A 15,286-nucleotide genomic window follows, 5' to 3' on the forward strand; every position below is an offset into this window, starting at 1 on the left:
AGCGAGATTGGGAAGTCTCACATTGCCTCGCTGACGCGGCAGGCAATGTTCAATCGTGGCAAATTGCTTAGCAGTTATTTCCATGCGCGAAGTTTCGCGCATGGAGGCTCATTCGTAAATAGTGTTAACACGCCCTAGCCCGCTACGCGGCGGCGGCGCTCAGAGCGCCGCCGTCACGACGATCTCGATCTTCCACTTCGGATTCGCGAGCGCCGCCTGCACGGTCGCGCGCGCCGGCGTGTGCCCCGGCACGACCCAGGATTCCCAGACCGCGTTCATCGCGCCGAACTCGGCGAGATCGACGAGAAAGATCTGCGCGCGCAGGATCTTCGATTTGTCGCTGCCGGCGCGCGCGAGCAGCTCGTCGATCGCGGTCAGCACCTGCCGGGTCTGGCCCGCTATGTCGGCCGAGTCGTCCTCGGCGATCTGGCCGGCGAGGTAAACGGTGCCGTTGTGCACAACCATTTCGGACATGCGCGGGCCCGTGTCGTAGCGTTGGATCATGGGGTCTCCCGAAATCGGAATCGAAGCGGCTGAGCCCTTCCCTTCAAAGGGGAGGGTTGGGGGGGAATGGGTGTCGGCTCGGCGAACGTCATCTCATCGAAGCCGCTCCTGGCCGCACAAAAAGACTCAACGCGCGGGATCGACACGCAGCACTTTCCCGTTTTTCGCATCCGTCAACAGATACAGTCCGCCGTCGGCCGCAACGCGCACGTCACGCAGGCGCTCCCTGAGTTCAGTGAACAACGTTTCCTGGATACCCGTGCTGCCGTCGACGAACGCGACGCGGCGTACTTCGCGCGCGGCGAGCGCGCTGACGAACAGGCTGTCGCGCCAGGTCGGAAAGGCGTCGCCGCGATACAGTGTCACGCCGGCCGGCGCGATCGACGGCGTCCATTGCAGCAGTGGCGCCTGCAGCCCCGCGCGCTCGGTGAACGGCGATACCACGGCGCCGTTGTAGTCGAGGCCGAACGTGACGATCGGCCAGCCGTAGTTGCGGCCCGGCTCGATGCGATTGAGCTCGTCCCCGCCGCGCGGACCGTGTTCGTGCGCATAGACGCCGCGCGTCTGCGGATCGTAGAGCAGCCCCTGCACGTTGCGATGACCGAGGCTGTAGATCTCGGGCAAGGCGCCGGCGCGTCCGACGAACGGATTGTCCGGCGGCACGCTGCCGTCGGGCATCACGCGCACGATCTTGCCGAGGTGGCTCGCGAGGTTCTGTGCCTGCTCGCGGAACTCGAAGCCGTCGCCGAGGCCGATCAGCAGGCTGCCGTCGGCGAGCTGGGCCATGCGGCCGCCGAAGTGGACGTTGCCGTGCTTGAGCGGCTTGGCCACGAACAGCGTCGCGTGCTCGTCGAGCGTGCGGCCGTCGAAGCGCGCGCGCAGCACGCGCGTGCCGTTCGCGAAATACGTGCCGCTCGCGAACGACAGATACAGCGTGCGGTTCTGCGCGAAGTCGCGATCCGGCAATACCTCGAACAGCCCGCCCTGACCCTGCGCGAGCACGTCCGGCACGCCGCGGACGGGCTCGGCGCGCAGGCGGCCCCGTTCGATCACGCGCAGCCGGCCGGCGCGCTCGGTCACGAGCAGGCTGCCGTCGGGCAGTTCGGCGAGCGACCACGGATGTTCGAGTCCTTCGGCGACGACGCTGACGCGATAGTCGAGCGCGGCCGCGCCGGACGCGAGGAGGAACAACGATACAACGGTAAAAAGACGCAGCATCGTGACGGTGGCAGTGCCGGCGGCCGGGACTGCCGCAATCTGCCACCGCGCCGCGCGCGGCGCAAACGCAGGCTGGCGATATCGCGGTGCACGGCGTCGCGGCGATCGTTTACGCTGCGCGCTCCGGCACGGGAGGTCCACATGGGCGCCACGACGATTCCGCTGAAGCGACGCGCCGCGGCGTTCGCACTCGCGCTCCTGGCCTGCGCTGCCGTCGGCTCGGTTGCGCAGACGCAGTTCAATCTCGGCGATCTGAGCGCGCTCGGCGTCGAAATTCCGTTCCCGGTGCGCGCGCAGACGACCGTGCGCGACCTGGCCGGATTCGCGCCGCTCTATGCGCTCGTCGTCGCCGTCGGTCTGCTGCCGGCTTTCATCGTCGCGGGGCTGCTTTCCGGCACGGCGGGATCGCGCCGCGCTCCGCTGTACCTGCTCGCCGGCGGCGTCGCCGTCTGGGCCTCGCTCCAGAGCGCGAACGCGCTGGCCGGCGTGCCCGTGCTCGTATTTGCGACACGGCATGCGGCGGGCCTCGCATGCCTGGTCGCCGGCGGCGTGCTGGCCGGCTGGATCTACCAGCGTCGCACGCGCTGAGCCTGCTGGCGCCGCGTTTCCGGCGCACCGTCACGAAAATTGTCGCGCCGGCGCGCGCGAATGCCGCGTTCCGTCCGGCGGCCTATGTCACAGTCGGCCTTGCGGTACTGCGTCGCCATGCCGACGCAGCGCGATACTCGACGACTTCCGCGCGGTGTCGTTTGCGGCGGCGTCCCAGGACGCCGGACGTCCCGGCCGCGGAAGTTTCGCGTGCTGTTTCCAGAATCGATCGGGGGTTTTATGCGTAACACGTTTCTATTGACGACCGCGCTGCTGCTCGCCTGCGGCGCCGCTGGCGCGAACGCGGCCGACGGCCGCGCGCTGTGGAGCGAATCGGCGCAGCGCGCGCTCGGCGCCGACGCGCCGAACGCCGCGCAGTTCCGCGCGGTCGCGCTCGATGCGGCGGCACTCACCGCATTCCTCCAGGAGGGCGCGCGTCGCGGAGAGCCGCTGTCGCTGCCGACGCCGCAGGGCGGTTTCGCCGATTTCGTGCTCAGCGATTCCGGCGTGATGCCGGCGGAACTCGCGGCGAAATTTCCGGGGATCAGCAGCTTCGTCGGGATCGCCGCCGACGGCACGCAGGCGCGCGTCGACGTGTCGCCGCAGGGTCTGCAGGCGATGGTGTTCGCCAATGACGGCGTCTGGGTGGTCCAGCCGCAGGGTCGCGCCGGCGGCGACGCGTACATGAGCTTCGCGCGCAGCGACGTGGCACCGAGCCGCGACTTCACCTGCGGCGTGCACGGCCGTCCGACCGCGAACCACGTCGGCGGCGCGCTGCGCGCCGGTCCGGTGCCGCTGACGACGACCGGCACGATCAAGCGCAACTACGCGCTCGCGATGGCCGCCAATCACCAGTACGTCGAGGCGGTCAGCCCGCCGGGCGGCGCGACGGTCGCGACCGGCCTCGCCGGCGTCGTCGCGACGGTGAACCGCGTCAACCAGGTCTATGAAAAGGATTTCGCGATCCACATGACGCTGGTCGCGAACAACAACCTGATCATCTACCCGACCGCGGCCGGCGACCCGTATCCGAATTCACCGGACGCGATCGACGTCAACACGTCGAATATCGACAGCGTTATCGGCAGTGCGAACTACGACGTCGGCCACGTGCTGACGACCGAAGGCGGCGGTCTCGCCGGGCTCGGCGTCATCTGCGACAGCAGCGAAAAGGGCGCTGGCGTGACCGGCACCGGCAACCCGAGCGGCGATGCGTTCTGGATCGACTACGTCGCGCACGAACTCGGCCACCAGTTCGGCGGCGACCACACGTTCAACAGCACGACCGGAGCCTGCGCCGGCAACCGCAACGGAGCGACCGCCTTCGAGCCCGGCAGCGGCTCGACGATCATGGCCTACGCCGGCATCTGCGACGCCAGCGACCTGCAGCCGAACTCCGATCCGTATTTCACGGCGAGCAGCCTCAGCGAAATCCGCACGCACACCTTCGGCAGCGGCGGCGGCTGCTCCGACACGACGACGAACCCGAATGCCGTGCCGGCGATCGCGCCGCTGTCGAATTTCATCATCCCGGCGCGCACGCCGTTCGTGCTCACGGGCTCGGCGACCACGACCAGCGCCGGCACGCTGAGCTACGACTGGGAGCAGAACAACACGGGCTCGTCGAACAACAACCTCGCGACGGACCCGGGCAACGGCCCGATCATCCGTTCGCTGAACCCGACCGCGACCGGCGTGCGCGTGATTCCGCGCCTGTCGAACCTCGTCGCGGGCACGACGCTCAAGGGTGAAATCCTGCCGACGACGAACCGCACGATGACGTTCCGCCTGACCGTGCGCGACAACGTGCCGGGCTTCGGCAGCACGAACAGCGCCGACATGACCGTGCAGTCGGTCGTGACCTCCGGTCCGTTCAAGGTCAACACGCCGAGCACGGCCGTGAGCTGGGCCGGCAACAGCGCGCAGACCGTGACCTGGGACGTCGCCGGCACGACCGCCGCGCCGATCTCCTGCAGCCAGGTCGGCATCGACGTCTCGACCGACGGCGGCCTGACCTACACGCAGAACGCGGGCACGTTCCCGAACAACGGCAGCGCGAACATCATCGTGCCGAACGTCGCGACGACCCAGGCCCGCGTGCGCGTGTCCTGCGTCGGCAACATCTTCTTCAACATCTCGGCGCCGAATTTCACGATCACGGCGGTCAGCGATCTGATCTTCGAAAACGATTTCGAGTAGCCAGTCCCGCAGACGGAGGCGGCAGCGCGCGGGCGGAGACAGTGCCCGCCCGCTTCCGCCTCTTTTCGTTTCCGGACTTCGCAGCACTTGCAGAATTGTCTTCACCTGCAAAATGCGCCGAGGCGATTCACGGAGACGCCTTGGCCATCCTCCAGGAGACTGTCGCGGCATCTGCGCGGCACGCGCGAATTCCGGGCTGAAATCCTGTAAACCGGTCGTCGGCGAAGGCGCCATGCGGCGGGCGTGCGAGCGCCAGTTGCGATCGGCGGCCCGCGCCGGCAACCTACGTGAACGCCTGCGACGACGGAGGGGGTCGTGCTCGAACGCTGGTTCCGGCTGCGCGAAAGCGGCAGCGATGTGCGTACCGAATGCCTGGCCGGCCTCGCGACGTTTCTGGCGATGGCCTACATCATGTTCGTCAATCCCGAGATCCTGTCGGCCGCGGGCATGCCGCGCGAGGCGGTGTTCGTCGCGACCTGCGTCGCGGCGGCGATCGGTTCGGCGATCATGGGGCTCTATGCGAACTACCCGATCGCGCTCGCGCCGGGCATGGGGCTCAACGCGTACTTCGCCTACAGCGTCGTGCTGGGCATGGGCTTCAGCTGGCAGGCGGCGCTCGGCGCGGTTTTCCTGTCGGGCTGTCTGTTTCTGCTGGTCAGTCTCGTGCGTCTGCGCGAGTGGATCGTCGACGCGATTCCGCATTCGCTGAAGCTCGCGATCTCGGCCGGCATCGGCCTGTTTCTCGCAGTCATCGGCTTCAAGAACGCCGGCCTCATCACAGCGAATCCGGCGACGCTGATCGGCCTGGGCAACCTGCATGCGCCGAGCGTGCTCTACGCCGCGACGGGGCTGCTGCTGATCGTCGCGCTGGAAGCGCGCAAGGTCCGCGGCGGCATCATCATCGGCATTCTCGCGGTAACGCTGGCCGCGGTCGCATGCGGCCACGCGCGCTTCGCCGGCGTGTTCGCGCTGCCGCCGTCGCTCGCGCCGACGCTGCTGCAGCTCGATCTCGCCGCGGCGCTCGACGCCGGTCTCGTCACGGTCGTGCTGACGTTCTTCCTGATCGAACTGTTCGACGCGACCGGCACGCTGATCGGCGTGAGCCACCGCGCCGGACTGCTCGACGCGCAGGGCCGCCTGCCGCGCCTGCGCCGCGCGCTGCTCGCCGACTCGACGGCGATCGTCGCGGGCGCGGCGCTCGGCACGTCGTCGACGACGGCCTATATCGAAAGCGCCGCCGGCACCGCCGTCGGCGGCCGCACCGGATTGACCGCGGTCGTCGTCGCGCTGCTGTTCCTCGCGGCGTTGTTCCTGTCGCCGCTCGCGGCGACCGTGCCGCCGTTCGCGACGGCGCCGGCACTGATCTACGTGGCGATCCTGATGGCGCGCGGACTCGCCGAGCTCGACTGGGAAGACCTGACCGAAACCGCGCCGGCGCTGATCTGTGCGCTCGCAATGCCGCTGACGTTCTCGATCGCGCACGGCATTGCGTTCGGCTTCATCGCGTATGCCGGCATCAAGCTGCTCGCGGGCCGCCGGCGCGAGATCCCGCCCGCGGTCGCGGTGATCGCGCTGGTGTTCGTTGCGAAATTTGCGTTCGTATAAATAGACGTGGGTTGCGGTTCGCCTGCGGCTCGCCGCAACCTACGACGTTACGCCCCCGGTCCGAACTGGCCGGAGACCGGATCGGAGTCGGCCTGCGCGGCGCGCGGCGCGAACGGCGTCAGCGTGACGCGTGCGTAGAGTTCGTCGCGCAGCGTCAGGACCGGCACGCCGAAGATGATCGTGTCGCCGTCTTCGTCGAGGCGGTTCTGCGAGACCTGCGCGGTGAAGCTGCGCTTGATCGTGCCGGCGGCGGACTTGATGAAGGTCGACGCGATGACGGCGCGGTCGTCGTCGAACAGCGGGTCGTCGCCGCGCAGCACGACCTTCTCCTCGAACACGGTGCCGGCGAGTTCCTCGCGCGGGCTGAAACGCAGCACGTAACTGACGGTGACTTTGCGGCGCTTGTTGCTGACGATCGGGTCGATCTTCAGGACGACGTTGCTGATGGTGGCCATGGTGCATCTCCGTTTGCGTGAAGGATTCCGGCGGTAACACGGCACCGGCGCCGCGGATCTCGCGACCCACGCATTGCGCGTGTTGTGGAGAATGATGCGAAAGACGCAAAAGATGCGGCACTGCCGGGCGGTACGTCCGCGTACCTGTCTTTCGGCAGGGAAGGCAGGAACCAAAGGCGAGTAGGCAGGAACGAGAGGGTAGGCGGATTTCCCGCGGGTTCCTGCCCGTTCCCCTCTCGTTTCGCCAAAGGCCGGCGTACCGGCCCAAGCCGCTACAATGCGCGGATGATCGTGAATATCGCCGCCTACCATTTCGCCGACGTCGACGCGCCCCAGGCGCTGATCGACCGGCTGCGTCCCCGTGCCGAAACCCTCGCGCTGCGCGGCACCGTGCTCGTCGCGCCCGAGGGCATCAACCTGTTCCTTGCTGGCGGCGAAGCGCAGATCGGGACCTTCCTGGCCGACCTGCGCGCCGATCCGCGCTTCGCCGGCATCGCCGTCAAATACAGCCGCAGCGAGACCGCGCCGTTCGCGCGGCTCAAATTCAAGCTCAAGTCCGAGATCATCACGTTCCGCCGCGACGGCGCCGATCCGCTGCAGGGCCGCGCGCCCGCCGTCGCGCCGGCCGATCTCGCGCGCTGGATCGCGCAGGGCTGCGACGACGCGGGCCGGCGCCTCGTGCTGCTCGACACGCGCAATCGCGAGGAAGTGCGCTTCGGCAGCTTCGCCGGCGCGCTGACGCTGCCGATCGACCGGTTCACCGACCTGCCCGCGGCGATGGCCGGGCACACCGCGGCGCTGGCCGATGCGGCCGTCGTCAGCTTCTGCACCGGCGGCATCCGCTGCGAAAAGGCGGCGCTGTGGCTCTGCGAGAACGGCCTGCCGCAGACCCTGCAGCTCGACGGCGGAATCCTCGGCTACTTCGAGCAGGTCGGCGGCCTCGGCTACGACGGCCATTGCTTCGTGTTCGACGAGCGCGTCGCACTGGCGCCGGACCTGCGTCCGCTCGTCGATGTTCCTGTTCCGGGCTGAATTCCGTTACGGATTGTGGCGGCACAGGGCCGCGTCTAAAGTGCCCGTTCCGGAGACAGGGAATTCAGGGGATATGTTGCGACTGCCGGTGCCACCGCTCGCCAACCCGTCCGAGCCGATTGCCGACACGATCAGGGTGGCTGTCTGAGCACGACCGGTCCGGCCCCGCTCGTCGACACGCTGACCCTCGTGGAGACGCCCGAGGGCATCTCGCTGCGCCTGCGCGCGGCCGGCGTGATGCCGCGCGCGGCCGCATGGGCCATCGACTTCGCGCTGCGCCTGGCCGTGATCTGGGTGTTCGGCATCGCCGTCGCGCTGCTCGGCGATCTCGGCATCGCGCTGCACCTGATCCTGCTGTTCGCGCTGTTCTGGGTCTATCCGGTGCTGTTCGAAGTGCTCAACGACGGCCAGACGCCGGGCAAGCGCGCGCTCGGCCTGCGCGTCGTCAACGCGAACGGCACGCCGGTCGGCTGGGTGCCGTCGATCGTGCGCAATCTCATGCGCAGCGTCGACATGCTGCCGATGCTCTATGCGTTCGGACTCGTCGCCGGCCTGATCGACCGCCACAGCCGCCGCTTCGGCGACATGGTCGCGAACACCCTGGTCGTCCATGTCGACAACCCGCACGGCCACAGTTCCGCGCCGGACGTGCCCGCCGTGCTGTCCCCGCTGCCGCTGCGCGCGGCCGACCAGGGCGCGATCGTCGCGTTCGCCGAACGCACGCGGCAGCTCACGCCGGAACGCCAGCAGGAACTCGCGAACCTGCTGCCGCAGCTCACCCAAGCCCGCGGTGCCGTGGCCGTGCAGCGGCTGCTCGGCATGGCCGCCGGCTTTCTCGGACGGCAGCAATGAAGCAGGACGTCTTCCAGGCGCGGCACGACGCGGAATGGCGGGCGCTCGACGCCTGGCTGCTCGCGCGGGCCCGCCCCCGCGTGAAGCAGCGCGCGCTCGACGCCGAAGGCGTGTTCGGCGATCTCGATTTCCCGGGCGCCTACCGGCGCGTCTGCCAGCATCTGGCGCTCGCGCAGCGCCGCGGCTACAGCGTGCTGCTGATCGACCGCCTGCAGGACCTCGTGCACCGCGGCCACCTCGTGTTGTACCGGCCGCAGCCGCCGCGCTGGCATGCGGCGATCCACTTCTTCGCCGCCGACTTTCCGCGCCTCGTGCGCCGGCACGGACGCGCGATGGGCATCGCCGCGCTGCTGTTCTTCGGCAGCTTCATCGGCGTCATCGTCGCGCTGCAGTTCCGGCCCGAACTCGCGCATTCGCTGTTCGATGTCGAGGACCTCGCGCGCTTCGAGGCGATGTACGACCCGGCCAAGGCCAGCGCGAAGCTCGGCCGCGAGAGCGGCAGCGACATCAAGATGTTCGGTTTTTACATTCTGAACAATGTGAGCATCGGATTCCGCACGATCGCGGCCGGCTTCTTCGCCTGCATCGGTTCGGTCTACGTGCTGCTGTTCAACGGCCTGTTTCTCGGCGGGGTCGCCGGGCACCTGACCGCGATCGGCTACGGCGGGCCGTTCTGGCGCTTCGTCGCCGGCCATTCGGCGCCCGAACTGCTCGCGATCGTGATCTCCGGCGGCGCCGGCCTGCAGCTCGGCATGGCCATGATCGCGCCGGGACGCCGCAGCCGCGGCCGGGCGTTCGTCGAGGCCGGCGTGGACATGGCCAAGCTCGCGCTCGGCATCTTCGGCATGCTCGTGTTCGCCGCGTTCGTCGAGGCGTTCTGGTCGTCGATCGGCTGGATGCCCGACGTCGTGAAGTTCGGCGTCGGCGGGCTGCTCTGGGTGCTGATCCTGCTGTGGTTGTGGCGCGGCGGGCGCGGGGCGGTGCATGCGCCTTGAAGGACTGACCGTCGCGCTGCGCCAGCGCTCGTCCTGGGAAGCGACCGATCTCGGCGTCGCGCTCGCGCGGCGTCATGCGCGCACGGTCTGGGCGAGCTGGGTCGTCGTGACGCTGCCGGTGTTCGCGCTGCTGAATCTCGGCACGGCGCTGATCGACACGGTCTGGCTCGCGTCGCTGCTGCTGTGGTGGTTGAAGCCCGTGTTCGACCGCATACCGCTGTTCGTGCTGTCGCGCGCCGTGTTCGGCGCGACGCCGAGCGTGCGCGACACCGTGCGCGCGCAGCGGAACTGGGGCTGGCGTCCGATGCTCGGCTGGCTGACCTGGCGCCGCCTGCATCCGTCGCGTTCGCTCTTGATGCCGGTCGACCTGCTTGAAGGGCTCACCGGCAAGCGCCGCGGCGAGCGCGTGCGCGTACTGCAGCGCGCGGCGAGCGGCACGAGCATGCTGACGACGCTGATTGCCGCGAACATGGACGCGTTCCTGTCGATCGCGGTGTTCCTGCTCGCGCTGATGTTCGTGCCGGTCGAATTCTTCACCGATGCCGCGCAGCAGTTCTGGAGCGTGCTGTTCGAGAACCCGCCGCTCTGGGCGCAGGTGCTCGCGAATTTCGTCGCGTGGCTGTCGATGAGCCTGATCGAGCCGTTCTATGTCGGCGCGGGCTTCGGGCTGTATCTGAATCGCCGCACGCAGCTCGAAGCCTGGGACGTGGAACTCGCGTTCCGCCGGCTTGCCGCGCGCCTTGCCGGCACCGCCGCGGCGCTGCTGCCGTTCGTCTTCGGCGTGCTGCTGCTGACCGCAACGGCGCGTGCCGACGAACCCGTAGCCGCAGGCGGTGCAGCCGCCGAACCCGCTGCCGCGGCAAGTGCCACCACCGGGTCCGTCGATGGCGTCGGCGGCATCGCCGCCGAATCGGTTGCCGAAATCCCGGCCGACACGCCGCCGCAGAGCCTGCGCCGCGTGTTCGCCGGCCAGTACGTCGACGACGGCGGCTTCGACGCCTCGGTGAAGAAAGCCTACGAGGACGACGATCTCAATCCGACGACGAAGGAATACGTCTGGGAGCCGCGCGACAAGACGCGCAAGGAACGCGATTTCAATGCGCCGAGGACGCCGGTGCAGCAGTGGTTCGAAGCGCTCGGCGGCGTGCTCGCGTTCATTGCCGAGAACATGCTCTGGATCCTGCTCGCGCTGCTCGTGGCGCTGCTCGTGCGCTATCACCGCGTCTGGCTGCCATGGATCAGCGAGCGCTTCGAGCGCGAGCGCACGCCCGATGCGCTGGCCGTGCACGACATCGCGATTCCCGAGGACGTGCCCGACGACGTGCCCGGTGCGGTGCGCGCCCTGTGGCGCCAGGATCAGCAGCGTGCCGCGCTCGCCCTGTTGTATCGCGCGGCCGTGCTGCGCCTGGATGCGGCGCTCGGCACGTCGCTGCCGCCCGGTGCGACCGAGGCCGAATGCCTCAAGCGCTCGCGCCGATTGAGCGATGCCGACTACGCGCAGCTGTTCGCGCGCATCGTGCGCTGCTGGCAGGCGGCCGCCTACGCGCAACGCCTGCCGAGTGCCGCCGATGTCGAAAGCCTGCTCGGCGCCTGGGCCGGCGCGCGGAGCGCAACCGCATGAAGCAGCGCAATCTCATCATCGGCGCCGTGTCGATCGTGCTGCTCGGTCTCATCGTCGCCTGGTTCCTGACCACGTTCGAGCGCGTCGAACGCGAGATCGACCTGCCGCCGCGCGGCGAGGCGCGCTACAACCCGCTGCTCGCGCTGAAGAAGACGCTGCAGGCGCGCAACATCGACACCACGGCGCGCGCGAATCTCGATCTCGCGGCGATGACGCTCGCGCCGAAGGATCTGCTGCTGCTCGACATCGACGTGCGCAGCCTGACGGCGGCGCAGGTCAGCGAGCTGCTCGACTGGGTCGAGAACGGCGGGCATCTTGCGCTGCGCCTGCCGCACGGCGACGAGGGTCGGCCGGGCGAGCTGCTCGAACGGCTGGCCGTGACCGTCGCCGAGGAATTCGGCTGCCTGACCTGGAGCGAGCGCGGCGCCGCGCGCGAAGCGCCGACGAATGCCTTCACTGCCGCCCGCGCGGCGCGCGAAGCGCGCGACAGTGCCGACAAGGACGACACGGCCGGCCTGTTCTGCAGCCAGTACCGCTTCAAGCCCGAGGAGGAATACGAAAGCGCCTTCGAGTGGCTATGGGGCAACAGCGGACAGGGCTACCTGTTCGGCCGCTACCTCTGGGGCGAAGGCAGCGTCGTCATCGCCGCCGATTTCGATTTCCTGCACAACGACGAACTGCGCCACGGCGGCAACGCCGCGCTGACCTGGCAGCTGCTCGGCCGCGTGCTCGGCGAAGGTCGCGCGTTCCTGATCTACGCGACCGACACGCCGCCGTGGCACGTGCTGCTCGTGAAACATGCGTGGTACGTGCTGCTGCCGCTGCTGCTCGCGCTGTTCGGCTGGCTCTGGGCGCGCAGCCAGCGCCTCGGGCCGGTGCTGCCGCTGGCGTCGCCGCATCAGCGTGCGCTGTTCGCGCACGTGCAGGCCGCCGGCGAGTTCGCGTTCGCGCGTCATCGCGGCGCCGCGCTGCATGCGGCGGTGCTGCGCGCGTTCCGCGCGCGCCTGCGCCGGCGCGATCCGGTCGCCGCGGCGCTCGCGCTCGATCCGCTCGTGCAGACCCTGTCGGAGCGTCACCAGATTCCCGCGGCGCGCGTGCGCCAGGCGTTGCAGCCGCAGGAACTCGCCCGTCCCGAACACTTCCTCGCCGCCATCCGAACCCTCATGCAATTGCGAGCCGTGATATGAACTCAGAAGTCCGCGTGGCCATCACCGGCACAGCCCTGGTCGAACGCACCGACGCGATTCGCCGCCAGATCGCGCAGGCCTTCGTCGGCCAGACCGAAGTGCTCGATCAATTGCTGATCGCGCTGCTCGCCGGCGGCCACGTGCTGCTCGAAGGCGTGCCAGGTCTCGGCAAGACCCTGCTCGTGCGCGCGCTCGCCACGGCGCTCGAATGCAACTTCGCGCGCGTGCAGTTCACGCCCGACCTGATGCCGAGCGACGTCAGCGGCCACGCGTTCTACGATCCGAAGACCGAGAGCTTCAAGATCCGCCGCGGGCCGGTGTTCACGAACCTGCTGCTCGCCGACGAAATCAACCGCGCGCCGGCCAAGACCCAGGCCGCGCTGCTCGAAGTCATGCAGGAACAGCAGGTCACGATCGAGTCGCGCAGCTTCGCGCTGTCGCCGCCGTTCCTCGCGGTCGCGACGCAGAATCCGATCGAACAGGAAGGCACCTATCCGCTGCCCGAGGCGCAGCTCGACCGGTTCCTGATCAAGATCCTCATGAACTATCCCGAGCACGCGGACGAAGTGCGCATGGTCGATGCGGTCAGCCACGGCCGCAGCGCGAGCGACTTCGACCTGTCGCGCGTGCGCCCGGTCGCCAAGCCCGAAGACATCGTCGCGATGCAGCTCGGCACGGCGCTCGTCGGCATCGACCCGGTCGTGCTCGACTACGCCGTGCGCATCACGCGCGCGACGCGCGAATGGCCGGGCCTGAGCATGGGCGCAGGACCGCGCGGCAGTCTCGCGCTCGTGCGCGCGGCGCGCGCGCAGGCCGTGATCGACGGCCGCGACTTCGTCACGCCCGATGACGTGCGCAGTGTCGCGAAGCCCGCGCTGCGCCACCGCGTGAGCCTTGCGCCGGAAATGCAGATCGAGGGCCGCCGCATCGACGACGTGCTCGAAGCGCTGCTGACCAAAGTGGAAGCGCCGCGTCGATGAGACCCGCGCCGGCCCTGGTCGCCGCGCTCGTCGCCTGCGCGATCGCGGGCGTGCTCACGGCGTTCGGACTCGTGCCGGGCGGACTGCCGCTCGCGGTCGCCGCGCTGCTGGTACTCATCGCCGTGCCCGACGCGTTCGCGCTGCGCCGCACCCCGTCGCCGCCGATCGAGCGCGACCTGCCGCTGGTCGTGCCGGTCGGCGTCGAACGGCCCGTCGTGCTGCGGCTGCGCAGCACGCTCGCGCGATCGCTCGCATTCGACGTGCATGACCGTCATCCCGGCGACTGGCCCGTGTTCGGCCTGCCGCGGCGCGTCGTGCTGCCGGCCGGGCGCGAGATCGACATGACCTACCGGCTGACGCCGACCGAGCGCGGCGCGTTCGTCTTCGACGGCTGCGATCTGCAGATCCTTTCGCCGCTGCGTCTCTGGCGCCAGCTGCGCCGCGCGCCGCTGCAGCAGACCGTGCGCGTCTATCCGAACTTCGCGCCGCTCGCGAAGCTCGCGCTTATCGGCGCCGAGCGCGCATCGCGCGTCGTCGGCGCACACCTCAAGCGCCGCCGCGGCGAAGGCACCGAATTCCAGCAGCTGCGCGAATACCGCAGTGGCGACGCGCTGCGCCAGATCGACTGGAAGGCGAGCCAGCGCGCGCGCAAGCTGATCTCGCGCGACTACCAGATCGAGCGCAACCAGCAGGTCCTGCTGCTCGTCGACACCGGCCGGCGCATGCTCGCGCGCGACGGCAACCTCGCGCATTTCGACCACTGCCTCAACGCTGCGCTCATGGTCGCCTACATCGCGCTGCGCCAGGGCGACGGCGTCGGCCTGCTCGCCGCCGGCGGCGAGACACGCTACTTCGCGCCGCGCCGCGGCCTCGGCACCATCGACGCGCTGCTCAACAGCACCTTCGACCTGCACGCCACGCCGCTCGCGACCGACTACCTCGACGCCGCCAAGCAACTCGCGCTGCGCCAGCAACGCCGCTCGCTGGTGCTGCTGATCACCAACGTCCGCGACGAAGACATCGACGACCTGCTGAGCGCCGTGCGCCAACTGCAGAAACGCCATCTCGTCTGTGTCGCGAGCCTGCGCGAACAGGCACTCGAGCGCCCGCTCGACCAGCCCGTCGCCGACCTCGCCGATGCGATCGGCGTCGGTGCGCTCGCGCAGTACATCGAACAGCGCACCGCCGCGCATGAAGCACTGCGCGCGCAGGGCACCGACGTGCTCGATGTGACGTGCGGCGAGCTGCCGGCGGCGTTGGTGCAGCACTATCTCGCGGTCAAGCGGGCGGCGCGGCTTTGATATCGAAGCGGTTTGGCCGCCGCCGTCGCTGCCGCTAGACTGGCGATCGGCTCAGGGGAGAATCCGCCATGACGCAGTGGTACTACGCCGATCGCCAGCGCCAGCAGCAGGGGCCGGTCGCTTCCGAGGAACTCGTTGCGGCGTTCCGGCGCGGTGCGGTCGACATGACGACGCTGGTCTGGAACGAAAAACTCCCGAACTGGATTCCGTTCGCGCAGGTCGCCGCGCAGCTCGGCGTCGCCGGCGCGCCGCCGCCGGTTCCGCGCGCGGCGCCGGCGCGGCGCGAACCGCCCAAGCGCAGCGGCGGCAAGACCGCGGCGATCATCATCGGGGTGCTGCTGGCCTGCCTGCTCGTCTTCGGCGGGATCATCGCGGCGATTTCGATCCCGGCCTACAACGACTACACGATCCGCGCGAAGGTTGCCGGCGCGCGCAATTCCCTGCTGATGCAGCGCGTCAACGTCGCCGAGTTCTACCTGACCAACAACCGCTGCCCGAGCAACGGCGACGAGGGCTTCGACGCGCCCGAGAGCTATGCCGACAACTATGTCGCGCGCATCGATTTCCGCAGCGGCAGCGACAAGCGCTGCCAGATCGTCGCCCAGGTGCGCAACATCAACGCGCGTGTCGACGGCGGCGAGCTGTCGATGCAAGTCGACGAGCACCAGAATTGGACCGAGCGCGCGACCTTGCCGAACCGGTATCTGCCGCAGTCGATGCGGCATTGACGAGATCCCCGCGCTGCGCGC

14 protein-coding genes are annotated in these 15,286 nt (G+C 69.2%); 11 read left to right on the forward strand and 3 right to left on the reverse strand.

Features of this window, described 5'->3' with window-relative positions; translation table 11 throughout:
* Positions 1-159: 159 nt before the first annotated feature.
* Together VLF18_RS12710 and VLF18_RS12715 are read right to left on the reverse strand one after the other, a co-directional pair.
* Positions 160-504, reverse strand: a complete 345-nt coding sequence (locus tag VLF18_RS12710; RefSeq protein ID WP_325279999.1) for a RidA family protein — start codon at positions 502-504, stop codon at positions 160-162.
* Between the two features lie 126 nt (positions 505-630).
* Entirely contained in the window at positions 631-1,695 is a 1,065-nt protein-coding gene (locus tag VLF18_RS12715) for a PQQ-dependent sugar dehydrogenase (RefSeq protein ID WP_325280000.1), read from the reverse strand.
* 168 nt (positions 1,696-1,863) lie between these two features.
* On the opposite strand from VLF18_RS12715, the gene VLF18_RS12720 reads away from it, so the two are divergent.
* The 3 genes from VLF18_RS12720 (at position 1,864) to VLF18_RS12730 (ending at position 6,114) form a co-directional block, all read left to right on the forward strand.
* Positions 1,864-2,310 (forward strand): hypothetical protein, encoded by a 447-nt coding sequence (locus tag VLF18_RS12720; protein ID WP_325280001.1) that lies wholly within the window; start codon positions 1,864-1,866, stop codon positions 2,308-2,310.
* Between the two features lie 240 nt (positions 2,311-2,550).
* Positions 2,551-4,509 carry a reprolysin-like metallopeptidase gene (locus tag VLF18_RS12725; protein ID WP_325280002.1) on the forward strand — a complete coding sequence of 653 codons (1,959 nt, stop codon included), beginning with the start codon at positions 2,551-2,553 and terminating at the stop codon, positions 4,507-4,509.
* Positions 4,510-4,824: 315 nt separating this feature from the next.
* The gene (locus VLF18_RS12730; protein WP_325280003.1) at positions 4,825-6,114 is read left to right on the forward strand and encodes an NCS2 family permease; all 1,290 of its coding nucleotides are present in this window, start codon (positions 4,825-4,827) and stop codon (positions 6,112-6,114) included.
* 47 nt (positions 6,115-6,161) lie between these two features.
* Here VLF18_RS12730 and VLF18_RS12735 read toward each other — a convergent pair whose 3' ends face one another.
* The gene (locus VLF18_RS12735) at positions 6,162-6,569 is read right to left on the reverse strand and encodes a hypothetical protein (RefSeq protein ID WP_325280004.1); all 408 of its coding nucleotides are present in this window, start codon (positions 6,567-6,569) and stop codon (positions 6,162-6,164) included.
* A gap of 285 nt (positions 6,570-6,854) precedes the next feature.
* Here VLF18_RS12735 and VLF18_RS12740 point away from each other — a divergent pair, with 285 nt between their 5' ends.
* From VLF18_RS12740 to VLF18_RS12775, 8 genes are all read left to right on the forward strand, one after another.
* A complete protein-coding gene (locus tag VLF18_RS12740) occupies positions 6,855-7,601 on the forward strand; it encodes a sulfurtransferase (protein WP_325280005.1) in 747 nt (248 codons plus the stop codon).
* Between the two features lie 189 nt (positions 7,602-7,790).
* Entirely contained in the window at positions 7,791-8,453 is a 663-nt protein-coding gene (locus tag VLF18_RS12745; RefSeq protein ID WP_325280006.1) for an RDD family protein, read from the forward strand.
* Entirely contained in the window at positions 8,450-9,448 is a 999-nt protein-coding gene (locus VLF18_RS12750; protein WP_325280007.1) for a stage II sporulation protein M, read from the forward strand. The genes VLF18_RS12745 and VLF18_RS12750 overlap by 4 nt, the downstream gene beginning before the upstream one ends.
* Positions 9,438-11,069: a DUF4129 domain-containing protein gene (locus tag VLF18_RS12755; RefSeq protein WP_325280008.1), complete on the forward strand. Its 1,632-nt coding sequence runs from the start codon at positions 9,438-9,440 to the stop codon at positions 11,067-11,069. The genes VLF18_RS12750 and VLF18_RS12755 overlap by 11 nt, the downstream gene beginning before the upstream one ends.
* Positions 11,066-12,256, forward strand: a complete 1,191-nt coding sequence (locus VLF18_RS12760) for a DUF4350 domain-containing protein (protein WP_325280009.1) — start codon at positions 11,066-11,068, stop codon at positions 12,254-12,256. The genes VLF18_RS12755 and VLF18_RS12760 overlap by 4 nt, the downstream gene beginning before the upstream one ends.
* Positions 12,253-13,236 (forward strand): MoxR family ATPase, encoded by a 984-nt coding sequence (locus VLF18_RS12765; protein WP_325280010.1) that lies wholly within the window; start codon positions 12,253-12,255, stop codon positions 13,234-13,236. Before VLF18_RS12760 ends, VLF18_RS12765 begins: the two co-directional genes overlap by 4 nt.
* Positions 13,233-14,537 carry a DUF58 domain-containing protein gene (locus VLF18_RS12770; protein ID WP_325280011.1) on the forward strand — a complete coding sequence of 435 codons (1,305 nt, stop codon included), beginning with the start codon at positions 13,233-13,235 and terminating at the stop codon, positions 14,535-14,537. Before VLF18_RS12765 ends, VLF18_RS12770 begins: the two co-directional genes overlap by 4 nt.
* A gap of 68 nt (positions 14,538-14,605) precedes the next feature.
* Positions 14,606-15,265, forward strand: a complete 660-nt coding sequence (locus VLF18_RS12775) for a GYF domain-containing protein (protein ID WP_325280012.1) — start codon at positions 14,606-14,608, stop codon at positions 15,263-15,265.
* Positions 15,266-15,286 lie beyond the last annotated feature (21 nt).

Source organism: Tahibacter sp. (genome assembly GCF_035481375.1).
Taxonomy (GTDB): Bacteria; Pseudomonadota; Gammaproteobacteria; order Xanthomonadales; family Rhodanobacteraceae; genus Tahibacter.